Annotated in this window: 22 protein-coding genes; 13 read left to right on the top strand and 9 right to left on the bottom strand. The window is 41.9% G+C overall.

Annotation, left to right across the window (positions count from 1 at the left end; all coding sequences use genetic code 11):
• On the top strand, positions 1-687 hold a 687-nt coding region (locus tag BCU94_RS15690; RefSeq protein ID WP_198590900.1), incomplete at its 5' end, for an insulinase family protein.
• Positions 688-757: 70 nt separating this feature from the next.
• Here the strand turns inward: BCU94_RS15690 and BCU94_RS15685 are convergent.
• A complete protein-coding gene (locus BCU94_RS15685) occupies positions 758-1183 on the bottom strand; it encodes a GFA family protein (RefSeq protein WP_102438428.1) in 426 nt (141 codons plus the stop codon).
• Positions 1184-1324: 141 nt separating this feature from the next.
• On the bottom strand, positions 1325-2719 hold the full coding sequence (gene nrfA / locus BCU94_RS15680) for an ammonia-forming nitrite reductase cytochrome c552 subunit (RefSeq protein ID WP_198590899.1): 1395 nt from the start codon (positions 2717-2719) through the stop codon (positions 1325-1327).
• 250 nt (positions 2720-2969) lie between these two features.
• Between nrfA and narQ the strand changes: the two genes are divergently transcribed.
• Positions 2970-4706, top strand: a complete 1737-nt coding sequence (narQ, locus tag BCU94_RS15675) for a nitrate/nitrite two-component system sensor histidine kinase NarQ (protein ID WP_102476909.1) — start codon at positions 2970-2972, stop codon at positions 4704-4706.
• On the top strand, positions 4699-5328 hold the full coding sequence (locus BCU94_RS15670) for a response regulator (RefSeq protein ID WP_102438422.1): 630 nt from the start codon (positions 4699-4701) through the stop codon (positions 5326-5328). The genes narQ and BCU94_RS15670 overlap by 8 nt, the downstream gene beginning before the upstream one ends.
• Before the next feature lie 137 nt (positions 5329-5465).
• Here the strand turns inward: BCU94_RS15670 and BCU94_RS15665 are convergent, their stop codons facing one another.
• Positions 5466-5837 (bottom strand): YacL family protein, encoded by a 372-nt coding sequence (locus tag BCU94_RS15665; protein ID WP_102438420.1) that lies wholly within the window; start codon positions 5835-5837, stop codon positions 5466-5468.
• Between the two features lie 257 nt (positions 5838-6094).
• Here BCU94_RS15665 and BCU94_RS15660 point away from each other — a divergent pair, with 257 nt between their 5' ends.
• Positions 6095-7063 carry a zinc transporter ZntB gene (locus BCU94_RS15660; RefSeq protein WP_102476908.1) on the top strand — a complete coding sequence of 323 codons (969 nt, stop codon included), beginning with the start codon at positions 6095-6097 and terminating at the stop codon, positions 7061-7063.
• 55 nt (positions 7064-7118) lie between these two features.
• Here BCU94_RS15660 and fkpA read toward each other — a convergent pair whose 3' ends face one another.
• Positions 7119-7871 (bottom strand): FKBP-type peptidyl-prolyl cis-trans isomerase, encoded by a 753-nt coding sequence (gene fkpA / locus BCU94_RS15655; protein WP_102438416.1) that lies wholly within the window; start codon positions 7869-7871, stop codon positions 7119-7121.
• Between the two features lie 150 nt (positions 7872-8021).
• Here fkpA and BCU94_RS15650 point away from each other — a divergent pair, with 150 nt between their 5' ends.
• The 6 genes from BCU94_RS15650 (at position 8022) to pepN (ending at position 14652) form a co-directional block, all read left to right on the top strand.
• Positions 8022-8987 carry a hypothetical protein gene (locus BCU94_RS15650; protein ID WP_102438414.1) on the top strand — a complete coding sequence of 322 codons (966 nt, stop codon included), beginning with the start codon at positions 8022-8024 and terminating at the stop codon, positions 8985-8987.
• Positions 8988-9008: 21 nt separating this feature from the next.
• A complete protein-coding gene (locus tag BCU94_RS15645) occupies positions 9009-9221 on the top strand; it encodes a SlyX family protein (RefSeq protein ID WP_076540726.1) in 213 nt (70 codons plus the stop codon).
• Positions 9222-9355: 134 nt separating this feature from the next.
• The gene (gene def / locus BCU94_RS15640) at positions 9356-9892 is read left to right on the top strand and encodes a peptide deformylase (RefSeq protein WP_102438412.1); all 537 of its coding nucleotides are present in this window, start codon (positions 9356-9358) and stop codon (positions 9890-9892) included.
• Positions 9892-11259, top strand: coding sequence for a hypothetical protein (locus BCU94_RS15635; protein WP_102476907.1), 1368 nt, complete (start codon positions 9892-9894; stop codon positions 11257-11259). The genes def and BCU94_RS15635 overlap by 1 nt, the downstream gene beginning before the upstream one ends.
• A 68-nt stretch (positions 11260-11327) precedes the next feature.
• A complete protein-coding gene (gene lpoB, locus BCU94_RS15630) occupies positions 11328-11921 on the top strand; it encodes a penicillin-binding protein activator LpoB (RefSeq protein WP_198590898.1) in 594 nt (197 codons plus the stop codon).
• A 97-nt stretch (positions 11922-12018) separates the two neighbouring features.
• Entirely contained in the window at positions 12019-14652 is a 2634-nt protein-coding gene (pepN, locus tag BCU94_RS15625) for an aminopeptidase N (protein ID WP_102476905.1), read from the top strand.
• A gap of 126 nt (positions 14653-14778) precedes the next feature.
• Here the strand turns inward: pepN and BCU94_RS15620 are convergent, their stop codons facing one another.
• On the bottom strand, positions 14779-16101 hold the full coding sequence (locus BCU94_RS15620) for an endonuclease/exonuclease/phosphatase family protein (RefSeq protein WP_241905020.1): 1323 nt from the start codon (positions 16099-16101) through the stop codon (positions 14779-14781).
• Positions 16102-16313: 212 nt separating this feature from the next.
• On the opposite strand from BCU94_RS15620, the gene BCU94_RS15615 reads away from it, so the two are divergent.
• From BCU94_RS15615 to BCU94_RS15605, 3 genes are all read left to right on the top strand, one after another.
• Entirely contained in the window at positions 16314-17690 is a 1377-nt protein-coding gene (locus BCU94_RS15615) for a DUF4397 domain-containing protein (RefSeq protein ID WP_198589932.1), read from the top strand.
• A 180-nt stretch (positions 17691-17870) separates the two neighbouring features.
• Positions 17871-18434, top strand: a complete 564-nt coding sequence (locus BCU94_RS15610) for a CIA30 family protein (protein ID WP_102476904.1) — start codon at positions 17871-17873, stop codon at positions 18432-18434.
• A 103-nt stretch (positions 18435-18537) separates the two neighbouring features.
• The gene (locus BCU94_RS15605; RefSeq protein WP_102476903.1) at positions 18538-19137 is read left to right on the top strand and encodes an HAD family hydrolase; all 600 of its coding nucleotides are present in this window, start codon (positions 18538-18540) and stop codon (positions 19135-19137) included.
• 142 nt (positions 19138-19279) lie between these two features.
• Here the strand turns inward: BCU94_RS15605 and BCU94_RS15600 are convergent, their stop codons facing one another.
• The 4 genes from BCU94_RS15600 to BCU94_RS15585 form a co-directional block, all read right to left on the bottom strand.
• Entirely contained in the window at positions 19280-19777 is a 498-nt protein-coding gene (locus BCU94_RS15600) for a hypothetical protein (protein ID WP_102476902.1), read from the bottom strand.
• Positions 19778-20011, bottom strand: a complete 234-nt coding sequence (locus tag BCU94_RS15595; protein ID WP_102438397.1) for a hypothetical protein — start codon at positions 20009-20011, stop codon at positions 19778-19780. It lies immediately after the preceding gene.
• Between the two features lie 120 nt (positions 20012-20131).
• The gene (locus BCU94_RS15590; RefSeq protein WP_102476944.1) at positions 20132-20479 is read right to left on the bottom strand and encodes a DUF3024 domain-containing protein; all 348 of its coding nucleotides are present in this window, start codon (positions 20477-20479) and stop codon (positions 20132-20134) included.
• A 35-nt stretch (positions 20480-20514) separates the two neighbouring features.
• Positions 20515-21327, bottom strand: a complete 813-nt coding sequence (locus BCU94_RS15585; RefSeq protein WP_102476901.1) for a hypothetical protein — start codon at positions 21325-21327, stop codon at positions 20515-20517.
• Positions 21328-22338 lie beyond the last annotated feature (1011 nt).

The following is a 22338-nucleotide window of genomic DNA, read 5'->3' as shown; positions in this document are numbered from 1 at the left end:
AAAGCAAGTGCTAAAGCAAGCACTATAAATTCAAGCACAGTTGAAACCAGCACTGCAAAGGATAAAATCCTTTATATCATTGATGCGCCAGACACTGTGCAGACCCAAGTCAGAATTGGACTCGTCACAGCTACAGCTGATGCGACAGTGCAAGATGCCAATACTTGTCAGATGATTGCCGCGCTATTAGGTAGAGGTTATTCAGGGCGGTTATTTTATGATTTACGTGAAGTGCGCGGCTTAAGCTATGGGGTTTATGGCCGCTGCGTCAATGCGCCATTGAGTCAATATATGTATTTTTATGGCAGCACCGCATTAGAAAACTCAAGCGCTTTTATAAAAGGGATGCTGGATCATTTAAGTCTTATCACTGAGCAAACCGCCTCACAAAACGAAATCAATGCCACTGTGACCTACTTACAAGGTAAGCAGCAACTTAGCCTTGATAGCCCATTTGGTAAAGAAAGCCTCTACATCCGTCAATTATTAAGCGGCCAAACCACGGCTGAATTTAGCCAAGGGGTGAAGCAACTTCAACAACTGACTCCGATGCAATTATTGCAACAGGCCAACACCTTGAGCCTAACCACGCCTATCGTAGTGCTGCGCGGTGATGCCGACAAAATCAGCGCAGACCTACAGCAAAAACTGCCCACATGGGAGCTTAGGCAGTTAGAGCCTGATTAACTGTATTTGAAGCGAAAATTAGCTGTATTTGAAGCAACAATGAACAGCAGCTGAAGTCGATCAAAATCAATCAACTGCTTCTTTCATATTGATAACGCTGACAATCGTCGACAATATTAAGCCAGCTAACCTGATTTTGAGTATAAATGTGGTAATTGGGTTTCACTGAACTTGGCTTATCAAGGGATGCGATGGTTAAAGTGTAATAATCAGGATAGCGGCGGTCTCGATAACTCATAGTACAGCCACACTGAGCGCAAAAGCCCCTTAGTATATGCTCAGAAGAGGCATATTCAGTCACTGCGCCAGCGATCCAGCTTATCTGCTCAAACTTAAAGTCCATCCAAGCTTGAAACACTGCCCCAGATGATTTTTGACACTGCACACAATGGCAATAATCGGCATCAAACGGCGCAGCACTGACTTGATAGCGAATTGCGCCGCACAAACAACCACCCGTGAGCATAGCTGCCTGCTCAGTTGATTTATCATCCATATAAACCTTCAATTGTTAAGCCTGTAAACCTTAATTAAAGCATAAATTTACCCCAATAAAAAAGCCCTCAAAAGAGGGCTTTTACAAGACATAATGACCTAAGCTCTAGTGCTAAGTTCTAGTGCTAAGTTCTAGTGCTAATTAATAAGTCGCTTCGCGCTTTTCAGCTTCAGCATCCCACTGTGGCACAAGATCTTTTAAGAACTTTTGCTTATCCGCATTCATCTTATCCATATCCATACCTAATGCTTGTTGTGCTTTTGCTTTAGTTGAGATATCAGGGATAGCGATAGGCATTTTAACGCCTTTAGCAGCAAGTAATTGAGCCAGCTTGATACGTGCATCAGCGGCTTTATCAACAGCGCCACCCAAAATACGTAATGCTTCTGCTGGCGCATGCGCTGCAACACCGTGAGATGCTGTAGCAAAATCCCAGCGCCACTGACTATGACGAATATCGGTTAAGATAGGCTTCATTTCAGCTTCAGTTGCACCAGCGTCCCATGCAGCACCTGCTTCAAAGTGAGCGTGTACTAGCTGAGTTTCAGCTCTTAGTTTAATTTCAGTCACACTCTTTTGGTTTTCACGGGTAATTTCAACCATAAACTCTTTAGTCTTGCCTTTATGACAAGTGGCACAAGTATCGTCGAAGCGATCAAATGGGTTACCCACTTTATGATCGGTGAACTTACCTTTACCATTTTCTTTAGCAACACGTGGCATATGACAGTCGGTACAACTTACGTTGTTCTTACCGTGCATACCTAACTGCCAAGTTTCATAACCTGGATGTTGTGCTTTGAGCATCGGGGTTTTAGACACAGCATGAGTCCAATCAGAGAAGTTGATGGCATCGTAGTACACTTCCATTTCTTCAACTGTTGTACCGTTATCCCAAGGGAATTTTACGAAACCTTTACGGTCTGCTGTTTTCTCGAAATAATACTCAACGTGACATTGACCACACACCATAGATTGCTTGTCTTTACGTGACGCTTTAGCAAAATCCATATCAATGGCTTTCATTGCGCGGTCAACATATGGGCGAGAAATGCGTAGTTTTGGTGAACCTTTTTCATGACAGTCGCCACAGCCAATGGTATTGACGATTTCAGGGCCGCCTTTAGCCCACTTACCTTTAAAGTAACCGTCTTCACCTTGCTCTTCAATCATACGAGGAACGTCTGGGCTTTTACAGCTCCAACATGCCATAGGCATAGGGCCGTCATCAGGTCCTGTTGGTGCGCCAGTTCGTAAAGTGTTACGCACATCGGTCACCGCGTAATGGTGACCACGGGCTTTATTGTAATCTTTAGCAAAGCCGTAACCTGCCCATAACACAACAAGGTTTGGATCTTCTTCTAATACATCAACAATTTCATCACTTTCTGATGTTGCATGCCAAGATTCAAATTGGGCTTTATATTTATCTTTATATACTTCACTTCTAGGTTCTGTTTTATCACTAGCCATTGCACTAGTCATCATAAAACTGCTTGCTAATAGTGCACTTAGTGCAACAATCTTTCCTTTCATCTTCATCACCGTTCATCTCCGTGTTACATTTTATATATTAAATAATCACGACATCTCCATAAGCAAACTTATAGATTTAAGGTTCAATTAAGAATACCCCTTAATGAGTATTAAGCAATAAGCTTGCGCTAGATCAAAATGTTAATACGTTGTATGTCACACATTTACCAATCCGTTAACAAATACTGATAACCGAACAGTAAAATAGTGCGTACTTTATGTTCAAAATATGACTTAAGTTGGATATTTCATGGTCAAACGTGGCAGTCTTACATCAACAATATTAAGGCTAATGTTAGTACTAATATTTATTTCTTCCAGCCTAGCGGTGTACTCAATTATTAATCTTTCATTTAGTATTGGCGATGCCCGAGCCATTAATGCCTCTGGTTCATTAAGAATGCAAAGTTACCGCTTAAAGTTATTTTTAGAGCGAGAACCACAGTTATTGAATGAAAAAATAAATCAGTTTGAAGAAACCTTGGGGTCTGAAGCACTGCAGCGCTCCAATGCTTGGTATAGCCCGAAAGAGCTTTCTGACCAATATTTATTGGTCATTGATAAATGGCAACAAATGCGTTATTTCATTGAAAATAATGAAAAACCACTCTATACCGCTGCCCTAAAAGACTTTGTTGATACTATTGATTTACTGGTTCTAGAAATGGAGCGATTTGCGGCATTTAAGCTCAGAGCATTAGTTATAAGCCAAATAATCGGTTTATTTTTAATGCTAATAGTGGCAAGTTTTGCGACCCGCTATACCCGCAAAAAGATGGTGCAACCGATACTGCAATTAATGGATGTGGCCAATTCAATATCTAAAGGAAAATTTAACGTTGAGGTGCCAGCCACAGACTATATAGAGCTGCACTCATTAGGGGTCGCTTTCAAAAAGACCGCCGCCGAGCTTGATAGGCTATATCAAGACTTAGAAGGCCAAGTAAATGAAAAAACCACTGCCTTAACTCGCGCCAATAATGAGTTGAGTTTTTTATATGACAACTTAATTATGCTTCATGCTGACAGACTGGATTACAAAGCATTGGGCTTAGCATTAAACCAGCTGCAGCAATTTGAAAGTCTTGATTTTTTACGCCTTGTTATCGAACATGATGACCATTCAATCGATACCATTGAGGCTGATACAGGCTGGCCATCATCTGAACATATCCTAAATAAAGAAAGCAAACTAATCCCTGTTAAGTTTGACCTTAAACTGGAAAATAAAACCTTAGGTTATCTGGAAGTTATTTCTCTAAAGCCGATCAATAACATGTTATTTGTCAATTTCGCTATGATGCTAACCCGCTCTATTGTGATCCATAATGCCACCGAAGAGCGCCAGCAATTAGCTTTAATGGAAGAGCGCGCCGTGATTGCCAGAGAGCTACACGACTCTCTAGGTCAGCTATTATCATATTTAAAAATTCAGGTGAGTTTATTAGGAAAACAAATTCAACCAGCACATAAAACTGAGAAAGTAGCATCACAATTAGCTGATATTAATGAAGGTGTTAGCGTAGCATACGGTCAATTACGAGAACTATTATCCACCTTCCGCTTAACCATTAAAGAGCCTAATTTAAACCAAGCCATTGAAGTCATGATTAGTGAGTTACGTAAGCAATCTGGCATTAACATTGAGCTTAAATATAGCCTTTCGCAGCACCTATTTGCCTCAAGCCAGCATATTCATGTGCTACATTTAATGCGTGAAGCAACCATTAATGCCATAAAACATGCCAAGCCAAATAAAATAGTTATTGATTGTTTTTTAGCAGACTCTGGTATGATACAAATCAACATAAAAGATGACGGCATTGGTGTCTCTCACTTAAAAGAGCGGGATCAACATTTTGGCATCGGCATCATGCATGAGCGTGCAACTAAATTGCACGGCACGGTAAAGTTTGACAATAATCCGCAGGGCGGCACAACTGTTTCCCTCGTATTTCCACCCCAGCAGGAGCCTTTAAATGGGTAAACCTTATTCTGTACTCGTAGTTGATGACCACCCTCTACTTCGGCGTGGCATCTGTCAGTTAATAACCTCAGATAGCGATTTTAAACTATTTGGTGAAGCCGGAACGGGGTTAGATGCATTAACCGCAATAGGTGAAGACGAACCTGATATTATTTTGCTCGACCTTAATATGAAAGGCATGTCAGGCTTAGATACCTTAAATGCTATGCGTCAAGAAGGAGTCACTGCTCGTATTGTGATCTTGACCGTGTCTGATGCTAAACAAGATGTGGTGCGGCTATTACGCGCTGGCGCTGACGGCTATTTACTTAAAGATACTGAGCCAGATTTATTATTAGAGCAGCTTAAAAAAGCCATGCTTGGCCATCGCGTTATTAGTGATGAGGTCGAAGAATACATTTATGAGCTGAAAAATGCTGATAATGATGAAACTTGGATAGCCTCGTTAACCCCACGTGAATTGCAAATTCTCAAAGAGCTTGCCGAAGGTAAAAGCAACCGCGTGGTCGCTGAAGATTTACATATCAGTGAAGGTACGGTAAAAGTTCACGTGAAAAACTTATTACGTAAAGCCAATGCTAAATCAAGAACTGAAATGGCGGTAAGATACTTAAACCACTAACTTCAGTCGCAGCTACTTGTGCCCATTGAAAGTGTTTAGGCCATAAAAAATGGATGACAGCCACTGGCTATCATCCATTTTTATCTCTAAAGCAATAATAAACAGCTATAAGGTCAAGATGCCTGACGAAACATCAACTAGGCTCTGGCGATAAACTCAACCCAACTCTTTAAGGCACTTTCAAAGTCTTCTAAACCACAAAAGGCTTCTGACTCTGCATCATACATATTCATTGACTCTTCCAAGTCAAAGTCTTCATCAAAATCAATGGCATTGGTATAAATCCGCACCTGCTCACTGTCAATCGCGATAGACAAATCGTTACTTTGCCACGACCAGCCTGCTTTTTTGCTGGCCCTAATTTGTTCAATTTGCTGCAAAATATCGTGGCATTGGGATTTATCAGTACCAAGTTGCTCAGCAAAAAATCGTCCGAGTATCGCATGCTCCATACTGAATTCTGCAAACACGGTGCCGTCTAGACTATTACGGCGAAATTCATATTCCATGGTAAAGCTCAATTAAATAAGGCATTAAGTCTATTTTAACTGATATTGATGCAAACTGCTTAATTACAGCCAGTAAATAATTAAAAATACCCCGAATGGTATTTAAACTTACAGCATCTAAAATGCCTTAATAAGGCATTAGCAAGTAGGTTAAATAGTTAGCGGTATATTTAATGCTAAGTGATAGGATAGGCATTACCAACAAGATAAATCCGCTTTTAAACCATACACCATACCGCCTAGGTATAAGGAATCATATGGAATCAGGTTTTATATATTGCTTATTATTATCAGGTCCTAATGCTGGTCAAAGTTTAACACCTGAGCAAGTTAACCAATGGCAGCCTGCAGATGGTTTATTGTGGCTACATCTGCGTTATAGCGCAGCCGATGCCATAGCGTGGATTAACAACGCCCAATTACCCGCCACTGAAACAGACACCCTACTGGCAGAGCACACTCGCCCAAGGGCTCTTAGCACTGCAGATGGTATATTAATGGCTTTACGCGGAGTTAACCTTAACCCCAATTCAGCGCCAGAAGACATGGTGTCGATGCGCGTTTTCGCCCAGCCACAGCGGATAATCTCTACCTGTGAACGGCCACTACAATCGGTAAAAGATATTGCTCAACAGATAATAAGCTCACCTGGTTCTATTGATTCTAGTGCTGATTTTCTTATCTCTTTATGTGAACGTTTAACCCACAGAAAAGTAGAACTCATCCATAATCTTGAAGATGAACTAGATAATCTTGATGAGCAGGTGTCTGAGCATAACAGCCAAACTTTACGCTCCGATATTGCTGAGCTGCGTAAGCAAACGGTTATTTTACGGCGATACTTTTCGCCCCAACGGGATGCTTTTTCGCGGCTACTTAATGACAGCCACTTGCTCTTTAATACTGAGCATAAGCTTCGCATTAGAGAAATTAATGAAGTGCTCATTCGGGTCATTGAGGATTTAGATGCGGTGCGTGATAGAGCCAGCGTCACTCAAGAGCAGCTGCAATCAGTGCAATCTGAGCAGCTTAATAAACGGCTTTATTTTCTGTCACTGATCTCAGCAATATTTTTACCATTGGGCTTTTTAACGGGGTTGCTTGGGGTCAATATTGGCGGCATACCTGGTACTGATAGTCATTTAGCGTTCAGCTTATTTTGTGCAGGACTGTTTGCCATTATTGCGCTGCAAATGTGGCTATTTTATCGCTTTAAATGGTTGTAGTGATTTTCAGACAATAAAAAAGGACGCTTGGCGTCCTTTTTTATTATTCGAAAAATTACTGCGCAGCTGGTGCCGCTTGTGCTTTTTCGATAGACAGCAATTCAACTTCAAATACTAAGGTTGAATTAGCTGGGATAGTACCAGTATCACGTTCGCCGTAAGCAAGTTCTGATGGGATAACGAACTTGTACTTAGCACCAACAGGCATTAATTGAACACCTTCAGTCCAACCAGGAATAACGCGGTTTAGTGGGAACTTAGCTGGCTCACCACGGCTGTATGAGCTATCAAACTCAGTACCGTCAATCAAAGTACCTTTATAGTGTACTTCAACCGTGTCTTCAGCAACTGGAGTGTCACCTGCACCCGCTTCAAGTACTTCGTACTGTAAACCAGATTCTGTGGTTACTACGCCTTCTTTAGCTTTGTTGGTTTCAAGGAACTTTTTACCTTCTTCAACCGCTTTGCTGGCTAATAATGCAGCTTGCTCAGTACGCTTTTCGTTTAATTTAGTGTCTAAACCTTGAAGAACCACTTGCATCTCTTCTTCAGTTAACTCTAGCGTATCAGCTAAACCATCGCTAAAACCTTGGATAACTAAAGTTCTATCAACTGCAAACCCTAACTCTTCTTGTTCAGTAATATGACCCGCCATGTAACGGCCAATAGAACCACCAACACTGTAAGCTTCTTTTTGTGCATCCGTTGTTAATTCAACTTTTTTAGCAACAACTTCTTGCTCTTGATTACACGCAGTTAGACCAACTACAGCCAATGCAACTAACGATAATTTGTAAATAGATTTCATTAAAGCTTCCTCAGCACTCTTGAGCGGTTACAATAACCTTTAAATGTAAAATTTGTATATATTTGGCCACTTTATACTAATTAAAGTGTTTTTAGCAATGGCCGTAAGTCATATCAACGCCAATGAGACAACATTTATGGGAGTAAGTTCATGGTTAGGATCATAATGCTGATATTTTGCATTTGCTTACTCATAGGTTGTCATCCCTCTGCCACACACGTCTTTAGCGTCACTGATGATGCCAGTTACAGCGCCAGCTTATCTGAAGATGGCCAATATGCACTTGTTAGTACAGCAAGTAATGGGATTTTATGGTGGGATCTCAAGGCTAACCAGCTAAAATACCATTGGCAGCATGGCAATAGTGCTAGCGAAAGCGATAATAGCGTCTTTGATACAGCGATCTCTGCCAATGCGCATTATGCCGCGACATTATCTAATAGCTCATTAGTGATTTGGAATATCCAAAGTGGTAAATCCATTGGCTGGTGGTCCTTGCCCGCATCAGCACAATCGGTGGCCATTGCTAATAATGCCCAAACCCTAGTGGGATTAATTGATGGCTCAGTAATGTCATTGGCACCAGAAAAAAATCTGATTAAATTTTTGGGCCATAATGAGCGCGTTTCAAGCGTGTCAATTTCCGCTGATGGCCAGCGGGCACTAACAGGCTCCAATGATGGCTCTGTTATCTTGTGGCAAGCACAAACAGGCCAACCGATTCAGCAATGGCAACTTGAGTCACGCCTTAGTAAAGTACAATTGAATCAGCGCGGCAGCTTGAGTTTTGTCAGTGATATTAAAGGTCATGCCTATATCTATCACAATGACACTGGCGCACAGCAATCGCAATTGGCCATAAACCGACGCCAAATGACCTTTAGTAGTGCCAGGTTTATTCATCAAGATAAACAGCTAATAACAGGCTCACCTTCCAAAGAAATTATATTATGGGATACAAAAACTGGTAAAAAACAAACAACAAGGCAAATTCAGCTGACGAAAAACAGCCAAAATAGAGGTGCCGTTGTATACTCTATTGCAAGTGATGAAAATCAAAACATCATCAGTATCAGTAATCAAGGTTTAGTAGAAACATGGGGCAACTTAAAATAGTGCCATGTTTGGAGAAGATTAATGCAAGATGTACATCAAAAAATTGATGATTTAGAAATGAAAGTCGCTTTTCAAGAAGCAACCATTGAAGATCTCAATCAAGAAGTGATTAAATTAAATGACCTTGTTGCGTTTCAGCAACATCAATTGTCATTAATCGTCAATAAACTACAAGCGATTGAACCCAGTAATATGGCTTCTCAAGCAGATGAAACACCACCGCCACATTATTAATCTATGCTATATAAGCCATGATGAGCTAAGCCGCTATGAGCTAGCTTTTAGATAACGTGGTCGCTTTATTATTAACATTAAAGAGTCAAGAATTCGCTTGATGTTATCAAGCTGAATTTTCAGTAAGGGATTATATGCTAGAAAGTAACATTCTAACGATTGCTAAAACCGGTGCCGCTATTTTAACTCACCAAACTCAGCCCGTTGTTACTTTTGATCAAGCTCTGGTTCAGCTAACCGACGATATGATGGCTACTATGTTGGCAGCCAATGGAGTCGGGATCGCTGCGCCACAAGTGTTTAGTAATAAAGCGGTATTTATTATGCATTCAAGGCCAAATGCGCGCTATCCCTCAATACCCACAAGCCAAGCAACCATAGTTATCAACCCACAAATAATTAGCAGTTCGTTAGAGGTGGAAGCGGCTACAGAGGGATGCTTATCAATCGATAACCAGCGTGTTAGCGTCTATCGGCATAAACACATTAACGTGGAATACCAAACCTTAAGCGGTAAGTGGGTAACACAACAGTTGAGCGGCTTTGATGCCCGCATTTTTCAACATGAATTTGATCATTTACAAGGTATTACTTTGCTAGAAAGGATAAATATGCCAGATCAGCAACAGGCCTTCGACCAAGAAAAATCACGGTTGCAGGACGTATGCTAATGAAAGCACTGAGCAGTATTTTCCTATTGCCAATCCTGTTATCAGGCTGCGCTTATAATAGTGTGCTGATTAACTACCCTTCGCAAATTGCGCCGATTAAACAGCAACTCAGTGGCCCAACACCCAGCGCCAAACTTAATGAGTTGGCCGGTGAAATTGATACCAATGATGGCCTACTTTACGCCCAAGAAGCTGGCCGAGTAGCGCAAATATCGGGTGATTTTGATGCCAGTAAAAATTATTACCAACAAGCCATCAAAGCCTATCAAGCCTTTGATGACAGAGCCGTTATTAGCGCCTCAGACTTAACCGCCACCGCCAGTAGCCTAGTATTAAACGACAATGCCATTCCATATCGCGGCCCAGGCTATGAGCGCATTATGGTGCATCAATACCAAGCCTTTAACTATTTATTTGCCGGCGATCCCCAAGGGGCGTTAATTGAAGTGCGCCGCAGTAATGAGCTGCAAAGCAGTGAGCAGGCGCGCTACCAAAAATCGCAAAAATCAGTGCAAGCCATGGCTAATGGCACCATTGATAGCGAATTAAATAAATTAGGCTCAGCGGCTGGCACTGTCACCAGCTCCTTTTTAAATGCCTACAGCTATTACACCACCGGCTTACTACATGAGTTATTGGGCGAGCCCAATGATGCCTATATTGATTACCGTAAAGCCGCTCAAATAAGCCCGAATAATAAATACCTCCAACAAGATTTAGTCAGGTTAGCCAAGCAACTTTCAATGCCGCAATATGATGAATTCAAACACCGTTGGGGAGATGCCATTTTACCTAAACAAGGCCAAGGTCAGGTGGTGATGGTAGTTGAACGTGGCTTTGTCCCCGAAAAACAAAGCCTGACCGTGCCGTTTACAATTCATGGCAACTGGCAAACGGTGTCATTAGCCACTTACCAGCCCTATAACCAAGTGATCCCGCCCTCAATCATTCAAGGTTTTGGCACAGTGCTAAAAGCTGAGCCCATTGCCAATATCGATGCCTTAGCCATTAATGCCTTAAAAGAAGATTTACCCGGCGCATTGGTTCGACAAGCCGCGCGGGTCTATACTAAATCAGAGTTTACTCGCAGCGTCGAAAGTGGCAGTAAACGCCGTAATAATGAAGCCGATGCCGCTGCCATATTAATGCAAATTTTCAATGTAGTAACAGAGCAAGCCGACAGAAGAAGTTGGCTAACGCTGCCAAGGCAAGCGCAAATAGCGCGCCAATATATTGAGCCAGGCGCCTATCAAGTCAGCCTAGGTAACAGCCCAGCTGCGACCATTAATGTTCACGCTAATCGGGCCACCTTAATTTGGGTAATAGAAACTGGCAATCAAACCCGTTTTTATTCAATAATAATTTAATACGACTCCTATTTAATGCGACTTTTTAAAAACAACAACTTTACCTTTTATCTAACATGGAACTTACTATGAAACATTTTAAACTGATTTTTGTTTTAGCTGCGGTTATTGGGCTAACAGCGTGTCAATCTAAGGTTGAGTATGGCGATGCCACAGAAGTAGAAACCGTGAATGAAAACTTCGGTTCAACGGATCTACAAGTCATTGCCGCCAAAATGGTCGACAGCATGTTAACCTTCCCACCAGTGATCGTAATGACCCAAAACGATCGCCCAATTATTTTCGTTGATAAAATTAAAAATAAAACCTCAGAGCACATCGACACTGAATCAGTCACTGACACCATCAGTAACAAGCTATTACGCTCAGGTAAGTTCCGCTTTATTGACATGACCAAAGTCGATTCAGTGCGCAAGCAGCTTGATTACCAAAACAATGCTGGCATGGTCGACCCATCAACTGCGATTAAGTTTGGCCGCCAAGTGGGCGCGCAATACATGCTATACGGCAATCTTTCTAGCATAGTAAAACAAGATGGCAGCACTAAAGATGTTTACTATAAAATGACCATGCGTCTTATGGACCTTGAAACAGGCTTAATTGAATGGTCTGATGAAAAAGAAATCCGTAAAGTAAAATCGAAGTCTTTCTTAGGCATGTAAGCCTATTCGATTTACAATCATAAGCCGACGTCACGTCGGCTTTTTTATAGCAAAAATAACAATAATAAAAACATCAAATTAGGTTAGGGAAGAATTTGTGAACTCGTTTAAGTCTGCGCTTATTGCACTGGTCTGCTCCAGTTTATTTGCCTGTAATGCCACCGCGCCCAATATCAAACCCCGAGATGGCAGCGCGAACATCACTCAGGGCCAAGCTAAAGCTCGCTCAAATGTGGTGTCAGAGGTAGATTACCAACTCAGTTTTACCCTCACTGGTGAAACCCGTTTTGAGGCCATTAGCAAAATAGATTTTAGCCTTGCAAGCACAGCGGAAGCATTAACCATCGACTTAAACCAAGCCAATATCAGCAAATTATTGATTAATGGCAAAAGCCTTTACCCTAACTACAATGGCGCATACCTCACCATTAACCCGCTGCTTTTATCAAGTGGCAAAAACACCATTGAGATAAGCTACAGCCGCGAGCACAGTACCAATGGCGAGGGCTTGCATCGCTTTGAAGACCCCGTTGATGGCAAGGTATATTTGTATTCCCATTTTGAACCCGCTGCTGCCCAGCAAATGTTTGCCGTGTTTGACCAACCCGATTTAAAAGCCAGCTTTCAAATTACTGTTGAAGCGCCGCCAAGCTGGCAGGTGATAAGCACCATGGCTGAAACCCATATTGAAGATCTTGGCGACAGCAAAATTTGGACTTTCCCAGCGACGCCAAAACTGAGCCCTTATAACTTCTCAATGCATGCTGGGCCTTATCATGTGTGGCAAGATAACTCCGGCAATTACCCCATGCGTTTATTTGCCCGCCAATCTGTGGCTGAGCAAGTTAACTATCAAGATTGGTTTTCTTACACCAAGCAAGGCCTCAGCTTCTTCGATGATTACTTTGGTATTGACTACCCTTTTAAAAAGTACGACCAATTATTAGTGCCTGATTTTCTCTATGGCGCGATGGAGAATGCTGGCGCTATTACCTACTCAGAAAGCCGCTTTATGGTAAAAGACACCATGACCGCCGCCCAAAGGCAGCGGTTAGCTGGGGTTATCATGCATGAAATGGCGCACCAGTGGTTTGGCAATTTAGTGACCATGAAATGGTGGAATGGCTTATGGCTCAACGAAAGCTTTGCCTCCTTTATGGGCACCTTGGCCACCAGCGAAGCCACCGAATTTAACCACGCTTGGCGCAGCTTTTACGCCAGTGGCAAGCTAAAGGCGTATCAGCAAGATAGCCTAGTGACCACTCACCCCATCGAAGTGCCTGTGGCCAGTAGCAATAATGCCTTTGATAATATTGATGCTATTACCTATTCAAAAGGCGCGTCGGTGTTAATGCAATTACGCCATTTACTGGGCGCTGAGACATTCCAACAAGGTGTGCAGCAATACCTTAAAACATACAGTTATCAAAATGCCCAGTTAGCGGATTTTATTAATAGCCTTGCCAAAGCCAGTAATCGCGACTTAAGCCAGTGGACACAAGAGTGGCTGTACCAAGCTGGGGTTAACACCTTAACAGCCCAATACCAATGTAAAGACCATCGCATCAGCAAGTTTTCATTGCTACAAAGCGCCCCAAGTGAAGACTTTGCCACCCTGCGAGAACAAAAAGTACAAGTGGCATTATTTAGAGCAGCGCGGCATTTTATTCACCATAGCACCACGGTAGCGGTCACTTATAAAGGCGCCATTACCGAGGTACCTGAACTTGTAGGCGAGTATTGCCCAGACTTGGTTTACCCAAATTTTGATGATTGGGGCTTTGTAAAGGTTGAGTTAGATCAGCGCTCGTTTAACACGGTAAAGCAGCAGTTAGCTAAGGTCAGTGACCCATTACTGCGGTCAATGTTATGGCAAAGCATGTGGGACAGTGTTAGCGATGGCCACACCTCATTAAAGCAGTTTATTAATGTCGCCTTAGTTAATGCCCCATTAGAAAAAGACTACACCATTTTAGGCCAAGTCATTGGCTACTTAACAGAGGTGCAAAAAAACCTTCATAGCATGGCGCCTAACCATAAATCTTATGCCACTAAAGTCAGCAAAGCGCTAACACAAATGAGTTTACGCATGACCATGGAGCACCACGACGATGCTGATTTTCAGCGCCGTTGGTTTGATGCTTATATTAGCTTAGCCAGCGACAATGCCGCCCTTGGGCACTTAGCCGATATCTTGGCTGGCATTGCGCCGATTAAAGGGTTAACTATCAGTCAGGATTTACGCTGGAAAATAATCATTCAATTAAATCGCTATGATTACCCTAATAGCGCGGCGTTGCTGGCAAACGAAAAACAACAAGATAACAGCGACAGTGGCCAAAAATCTGCCATTGCCGCAGAAGTGTCTCGCCCTCAAGCTAGCCTTAAACGTCAATGGCTACACAAGATACAAGATGACAGCCGACTGCCCTTTGCCAAAGCCCGTATCGCCATGGATCATCTTTACCCAAGCGAACAAAAATTACTGAGCGCCGCTACTGCGGAGCAGCGTTTAGATACGCTAAGTGAGATTGATAAAAAAGGCCCGGTATTTATGCGCGCTTACAACCGAGCATTAATCCCCATGGACTGCACCAATGCCAATATTGAAGCTTTATCTGAAGTGTTAAATACCCAAACGGGATTATCGAAAATGACTCGGCGGGCACTGTTAGAAGCCCGCCAACAGGAACAAACCTGTGTCAGCATGAGTGAGGCCTTAGCTTATTAACAATAAGCTTGGCGCTCGCTTTTTGAATCAGCTTTTTGAATCAGCTTTTTGAACTAGCCGTTGAACTAGCCTTTGAATTAGCCTTTGAATTAGCTTTGTAAATCAGCTCAGTGAACTCGCGTTAGGCTACTGCCTAACGCTAAAGGTCATCATAATAGGCGCGTGATCAGTACTATCACTGTCACGTTCATATTCTGGCCTAACTAAGTGTCTATCATAGGTTTGATAGGCGCTGACCTCAGCTAAGTTTCTTGGATGCGAGGCATCAAACTCACAACTTGCCAAAATATAATCTAATACCGAGCCAGTATTGCCATAATAATGGGTTGCTGGCCTATCATGCTTATGTAAATCAGGCGCTGGTGCATCATCAATGTCGCTAGTCGATTCATCTGCATTAACACTAGATTCATATTCATCTTGGGCTAAGGTGGCATTGAGCTTTTGCCCTGCTTGAAACAATTCATAACTATCAAATAAACTAAAGCGTTCAAACTCAGCTTTAAGAGTAACGTCATTCAATACTTTAAGGTTTGGATCGATAATATCGCTTCTAAACACTCGCTTGCTGTTAGCCCTAAAAGCCTCCAGTGCTGTGCTTTGCAATGAATCATTAAAATCACCCATTAATAACACCGGCAGCTGATTAGCCTGGCGGCGTTTGGCAATTTCATAAAATAGTAATGCCGCTTCACTGCCCCTTTGCATATTCGATGCCCATGTACCAAGGGCTTGTCTGGCCATAATATCAGCGCCGCCAGTCATGCCAGTATCGGCTAAAGTGTCGATACCCATGCCACTGCGTTTAGACTTTAAATGCACCACGTAACACTCGCACTCACCAAAGTTGGGAATGTTAACCCTTGCCAGTAACGGTTGGCGGCTAAAGCTAAAATCACTGGCAATGCCCATCAGTGGCAATAGTGATTTATCAACGCTGATTAAGGCAGTTTCGGTTATCGGAAATTTAGAAGCCAGCGCCACTACAGGGCTTTGATAAACATAGTCACTGACTAAGGTGGGCTCATCTAATACCGCAAAATAGTCATAGCCTAAAGGGAGCAATAATGCTTTTAAAGCATCGGGGCTAAAGACTTCTTGAAAACCAATCATGTCAGGTTGCAGCTCAGTGAGATAGTCAGTTAACCAGCGACACTTTTTTTGCCATTGCTGATGGGAATAGATGTTTTCAAAATCATAATAAGCCGCAGGCGGCTCGATGAAGTTGAATAAATTAAACGAGGCCACCCGAAACTGGCGCTCAGTTTTTTGTTCAATTTTAGCGGCAACGCTAGGAGCAATTTCAGGTTCGACTTTAGATTTGATTTCAGCAGCGACATCTGCCGCTATTGGCAGTAACAGATCATTATTTTGATCCTTTTGCAGATCTTTTTCTAGACTATTTTTAAGAGCTTTATTCAGAGTATTTTGACGGCTTTTTAAACTCACACGCGACACCTTACAACACCGATTAAGACTACAGATTATCCCCTATTCACCCCTATGTCGATGTTTGTCATACCGACTAAAAATCACCCTATTAGAATCTCTAAAACCAACAATTGTGTTTAAAGATTAAATAAAAACATGATCCTAAATTAGCAAGTGCCGTATTACCCATCGACATGACAATACGACAAAATGAATTTGAGGATATAAAGATGAAACGGAAATACTCCCTTGGTCTGTGCTTTTCACTAATCGCCCTAACCGCTTGTTCAGATGATGACGATGACAAAATTGTTATTGAAGAAACCCCCAATATTGAATATGCCCAAGTACGCGTTATTCACGCATCAAGCGATGCGCCTATGGTTAATGTCACTGCCGATGGCGCTCAGTTATTAGCCGATGTCGATTACGCCGTTTCAAGTGGTTTGTTAGAAGTTGAAGCCTCAACCTACGCCATTACCGTAGATGCAAAGCTTGCAGATGGCACCACTACAACGGTATTGTCAGCCGACTTAGCCGCCGCTGCTGATATGGAATATACCGCCGTTGCTTTAGGTAACGTCAGCGATGAAAACTTGATGCTCAAGTTGGTTGCCAATGAAAAAGCCGACATCACCGCAGACAATGCCCGAGTGCAAGTATTACATGCTGCTCCTGATGTGGGTTTAGTGGATATTTACGTCACCGAGCCAATGGCAGACATCGCCATGATGGAGCCAACCTTATCGGCCAATTACATGGATAACAGTGATCAGCTTGAAGTGCCGACCGCTGATTATCAAATTCGAATTACCCCAAATGGTGACAAAACCGTGGTGTTTGATTCAGGCACAGTCAATTTAGCCGCAGGTAATGATTACTTCATTTCGGCAATCCCAAATGAATGGTCAGGAGACTCACCTGTCGCGCTGTTAGTGGCATTACCAGATGCACAAGTACTTTTAAATGATGTGAGCAGTGGTAGCGACATCCGTGTAGTCCATGCCGTAGCAGACGCACCTGCTGTTGATGTGTTTCTTGATGGCAGCATGACTCCCGCCATTGACATGCTATCGTTTGGTCAATTTGCAGGTTACGTCAACATCCCAGAAGGCATGCACACAGTCACTGTGGCAGCTGATGCTGATAACTCAGTTGAAGTGATTAAAGATGCCGAAGTCGATTTAATGCTAGGTGCCAGCTACTCAGTGCTCGCAGTCGGCTCTTTATCTGACAACGACATTAGCCCTTGGGCCTTTGCCGAGCACACTCGCCGCATTGCAACTGAAGCTAGATTAAACGTCATCCACGCTTCGTACTCAGCGGGTAATGTCGATGTTTACCTCACCCCTACAGCCGACATCAGTGCATCAGAGCCTGCGCTAACAGATGTACCATTTAAAGCAGCGTCAGGTAGTTTAAGTGTTGCCCCAGGTGATTACACCGTAAGCGTCACTGTAACAGGTACTAAAACTGTTGCCATTGGTCCACTGCCAGTGAGCTTAGCTGCAAATGGGCTATACAGCGTTGCTGCAGTGGATGCAGAAAATGACACTTCTATGTTTTCAGTTATTCTAATGGATGACTTTGTTGCCGAAGAAGAGTAACAACCAATTCAATACTGATATCTACCCAGTATGAGTATTGATTAAACACGATTTACCCGTCCCTGCGTTACCTTTTGCGACTTATTCCTCACCCAGATAAGTCGCTTTTTTTACTAAAATCATCAATCAAAACCATAACTCAACTTAAATGCCAGCTAAACAACCTCGAGGCACAGCATTATGCTAAAGTTATCCCCGCTTTTTATTGTCACTTTGGTGTTGTTTCATTTACTCAGCATAAAGGCGCTCGCCATGGAAATTCAGTTTGATAACCCCAATCATGTCACAGAGGCTAAAATTAGTAATGACACGGTAATGGGCGGATTATCGGCAAGTCAGCTTGACTCTCAACAAGGCCAAAATGCCGTATTTAGCGGTAATGTCTCGCTAGATAATAATGGCGGCTTTGCCTCGATAGAGTTTCAATTACGTCAAACAGCCCCTTATAGTGACCGTATTACCCTTAGGGTCTTTGGTGACGGTAAACGCTATCAATTACGCCTAAAAACCGCCAAACTGAGTTTTGGTGAAGCTTATGCCGCCGACTTTGATACGCAAGCGGGGCAATGGAGTGAACACACATTTACTGTGACAGATTTTCAGCCACGTTTTCGGGGTAGAAATATCAGCGCGCCAGCGTTAAAATTTGCTGATATCAGCCGTATTGGGTTACTGATCGCAGCCAAACAGCAAGGCCCATTTAGTATTACCCTAGATACGCTTATATTTGATAGCCACATATAAGCACAAGCTAAACATAAGCTAAGCATTAGCTGAGTAGAATCAGAGCATCAGCGCGAACGGCTATCACCCATCAACACCCTATTTTTGACTGCAAGGATTAGCAATGAAAAGTTTGGCCGGCATTAAAGGCGTCATTTTTGATTTAGATGGCACCTTGGTTGAATCAGCACTGGATTTTAGCCAAATAAAACAGGAATTAGGTTGCCCATGCGATGTTGACCTACTGGATTTTGTCGCCGATATTACCCATCCGCCTTTGCAAGATAGAGCCAACCAAATTATCTTGGCCCATGAAACACAAGATGCCACGAATGCCAAAGCCTTGCCGCATATGCATGAATTACTCAGCAGCATTGAACAGTTAAGTTTGCCCAGCGCCATTGTTACCCGCAACAGTAAAGCGGCCACGGCCACCAAGCTTAGGCAAAATAATATCAATCTCGAACTGGTATTAACCCGCGAATGTTATCCCGCCAAACCCGCCCCAGATGCACTGCTGGCCATCGCCACCACTTGGGATTTATACCCTGCGTCACTGATTTATGTAGGGGATTATTTATATGATATTCAAGCGGCGAAAAATGCGGGGATGAAGTCGGTTTTTATTAATCATAATAAGCAGCCTGATTATCAATCTCAGGCTGATTTTATTGTGAATGATTTACTGCAATTACAACAAGCGATTTTGGCGTCTAATAGCTAGTTAACTCGCTACTTTAGGGGCATGATTGGGATTGGTTTGTAACTTTTTTTGGACAAAAAGTGGGTTAGTAACGCCGCACTAAGCGGACTAAAATTGTGGGTTAGAATGCGTAGCAAAGCTAAACGTAACTCGCTGTTTTAGTTCAATTTAAACACCTTACTACACGTGCTATACAGTGACCCAAAAAAAGTTCCTCATGGCTTTCTTTTTCTAAGTCTTTCCATGTAATCTTTGCTTGGTATTTTAATGGAGAGCCTAAGCATATTGCAGCGATTAACTTAACTCTGGTATTTGGCTTCATTTCTGGATGTGGGAATTTCTCTTCTACATCACTACAAAGTGGACTGTTTTCACAGTCAACAAGCTCAAACCTGACGTCAAATGCAGAGCCTTGCCCTGTATTGGAAATATAGAAAGAATATGACTTTCCTAATTTAGTTAACGATACATTAAATTTAGGCTTTATTTTGTCAGCCTTTTCTAATTCGATACTTTCAATTTGAAGCTTAGAAAGCTCAGCAGTGACCCTTTCTAGTTCTAGTTGTTCTTTAGCCAGTTTACGAGTTCGGATTAATGAAACTGAAGAAACCACTATAGCCAGTAATGAAACAAGACTACTTATAATTTCGTATTTGCTCATTTATTTAAACCCCTTGAACGCTTTCTTTAACATATTTTCAATTTCTTTTTTAGCTTCTGGAATAATGACTTCCTTAGCTTGCTCAATACCTACCTCTTTAAGGTCTGCCAGCATCATTTCAAATTTACAATGATTACATTTAACAAAGTCATCATCTTGTACATTATCAGGTTGTTCAAATTCAGTTTCACCACACTGTGGACATTGAATCTGTATGCTTTCAGTTTTGATCATGGCAACTCCGAATGTACGTGTAACGCCGCAATAAGCGGACTAAAATTGCGGGTTAACATGTGTAGCAAAGCGAAGCGTAACCCACTGTTTTAGTTCCGTTATAACTACCTTGCTATACGTTTAACTAAAAAAGCAATCGTACTGATTTTGACCAACAACATTCAAGAAATCTTCTAGATGTTTGACTGTTGCTACAGGTTCATATACATGCCATTTAAGATCAGATTTTTGCCAATAGATCTTCCACACTTTTTGCGTTTTCACATATGTAGCTTTCGCAATCGGAATATCTAATTTTTCCGATGGATTTCTAAAGTTAGCTCTAATTTCAAATAGCACAACGCTTTGATTTTCAATTTGATAACTAATATCAAGCTGGTCTCTTACATGAACAGGAGGCCGATGCTCATCAATAAACTTATCTAACTCTTTCTCACAACGCTTTATTTCAAACTCACTGATTGCCATAATAAAACTCATCTCTCTGAATGACGTATAACGCCTCAATCAGCCGCCGCGTCAGCGGTCGGTTGAATTGACTTGTTATATCTAAACTCCAATCTAGCCCAATACATTCCCAAAGTAATAGGTATTACAATTGAGGAGTAAACTGTCCACCTGTATGCCTCAATATCTATAACTGTTTTGGCTAGTAAAACGGAAGAAAATGCACAGGTCATACTCAAAATAAATAAAGTAAGCTTTTCACTCACACCTTTTTGTTTTAATTTTTCAAAAAACTGCCTAAAGGATTTTGCGTAAAACACCAACAAAATGAAACTCAAGGTAAGAGTAATTGCGAGCTTTATAGTAGATCTTTCAGAAGGATAGCTTTCTTTTATTTCAGATATTCCAGCTATTCTAGATGCAACTGATGGATAGTTTTTTGATGATGATACTATTTCAAGTGAAAACTCCTCTTCAGAATTAAACAAGAAGGGGTTTACTAAAACACTTTCACCTTCAACCAAATAATCCAAGGAAAGGTTAGTTGGTATCTTTTCCTTAGCTTTTACAGATAGGATTTCGCCGTCAAATTTAATCTGTATTGGCTTCTCATAATCACTTACCATTATTGGCTCCGTCCCTGTATTTGTTAATTTCACCAAATAGAGATAGGCCTCTTTAACCTGTTTTTCTTTTATGGATATTTCTAGCTCATCAACTCCATCTAGCGCGCCAACTAAATCGGTTTTTGAGACCACCTCAAATACAACAATTCGTTCCGGAATAGAGTTAAAATACAGCGCGATAGGAATTACTACACCTAAGAAAGCTAGTGCTATAGAAATGATCCATTTGTTTTTTTCAGTCATAACGCGCTCATGTAATTAGAAGATATAACAGCTTATTATCCAGCGTCTCGGATAAATCCCTGCTTATAATTAATTTTAAATTCAATTTATCATGTAACTTACTGATGTAAAAGAACTAATACCTACTTTATTGGCCGCATTAAGGTTAATCACTCCGCAAAGTTGAGCCTGAACATTTATCGGGTCCATTGTTACTCAATATGAATAAGATAAACCCATGAAATATATAAGTTAAACTTTCAACCTCAAATTTATCGATGCCAATTGACCTGATTTTGGCTTCGATAATAATGAAAAATTCTTAGAGGATTAATATAACTGCGTTAATACACAGTGATATTAAGCTTTAAACTTCATTTATATTGGCCCCGTTACAGCAGGCCATTACTTCAATCTAACCAATTGCCTGCCGCAGGTGATGTATAGGATATACAAATGTCGCGATCACATGGTCAATGATGTTCCCGACATCATCATGACATTTCCCAAATCCCTATGGGTCAGATGTGAAAGAGCGACCTTATGTGCAAGCACTACTGTGACACGCTGCATTCTTTATATAAATCAAAAGGTCCCTGAAAGCTCTGCCAAAACAAATAACATCCTTGTTAAACGGCCAGTTCGGCATCCATGCCTCTCGCTCAGAACGTTTCACACTGTGAAACTTCGCCATGTCATGGACGGTCACAGCTGCGCTTACACCGGAATTTTCATATCTTCGATTTAGCCTCATATATTGCGGCAAGTAAAAGCTAAAGAGTTGAAGATCTATTTGCCTCCGACTCAATTTGAATTGAGGACGCAGAGAAAATAGCGTGATGCTCACATGAATGTGAGCATAGCTTTCGCGGTGCAGGGTCACTCCTTAGCATCCATGCCACCGTGACATTTGTAAATCCATTTACTTCAGACTCACCATCGGAAGCGTTAGCATTTTCACTCTTTATAATAAACAGGGGCCGAAGTTAGCAACAAACGAAGTCAGAAGCTGGATCAATCCCCGTCGAAAAT

The organism is Shewanella sp. 10N.286.52.C2 (genome assembly GCF_002874545.1).
Classification (GTDB): Bacteria; Pseudomonadota; Gammaproteobacteria; order Enterobacterales; family Shewanellaceae; genus Shewanella.
The sequence above is the reverse complement of the archived record's forward strand: the minus strand, read 5'-3'. Positions and strand labels throughout refer to the sequence as shown.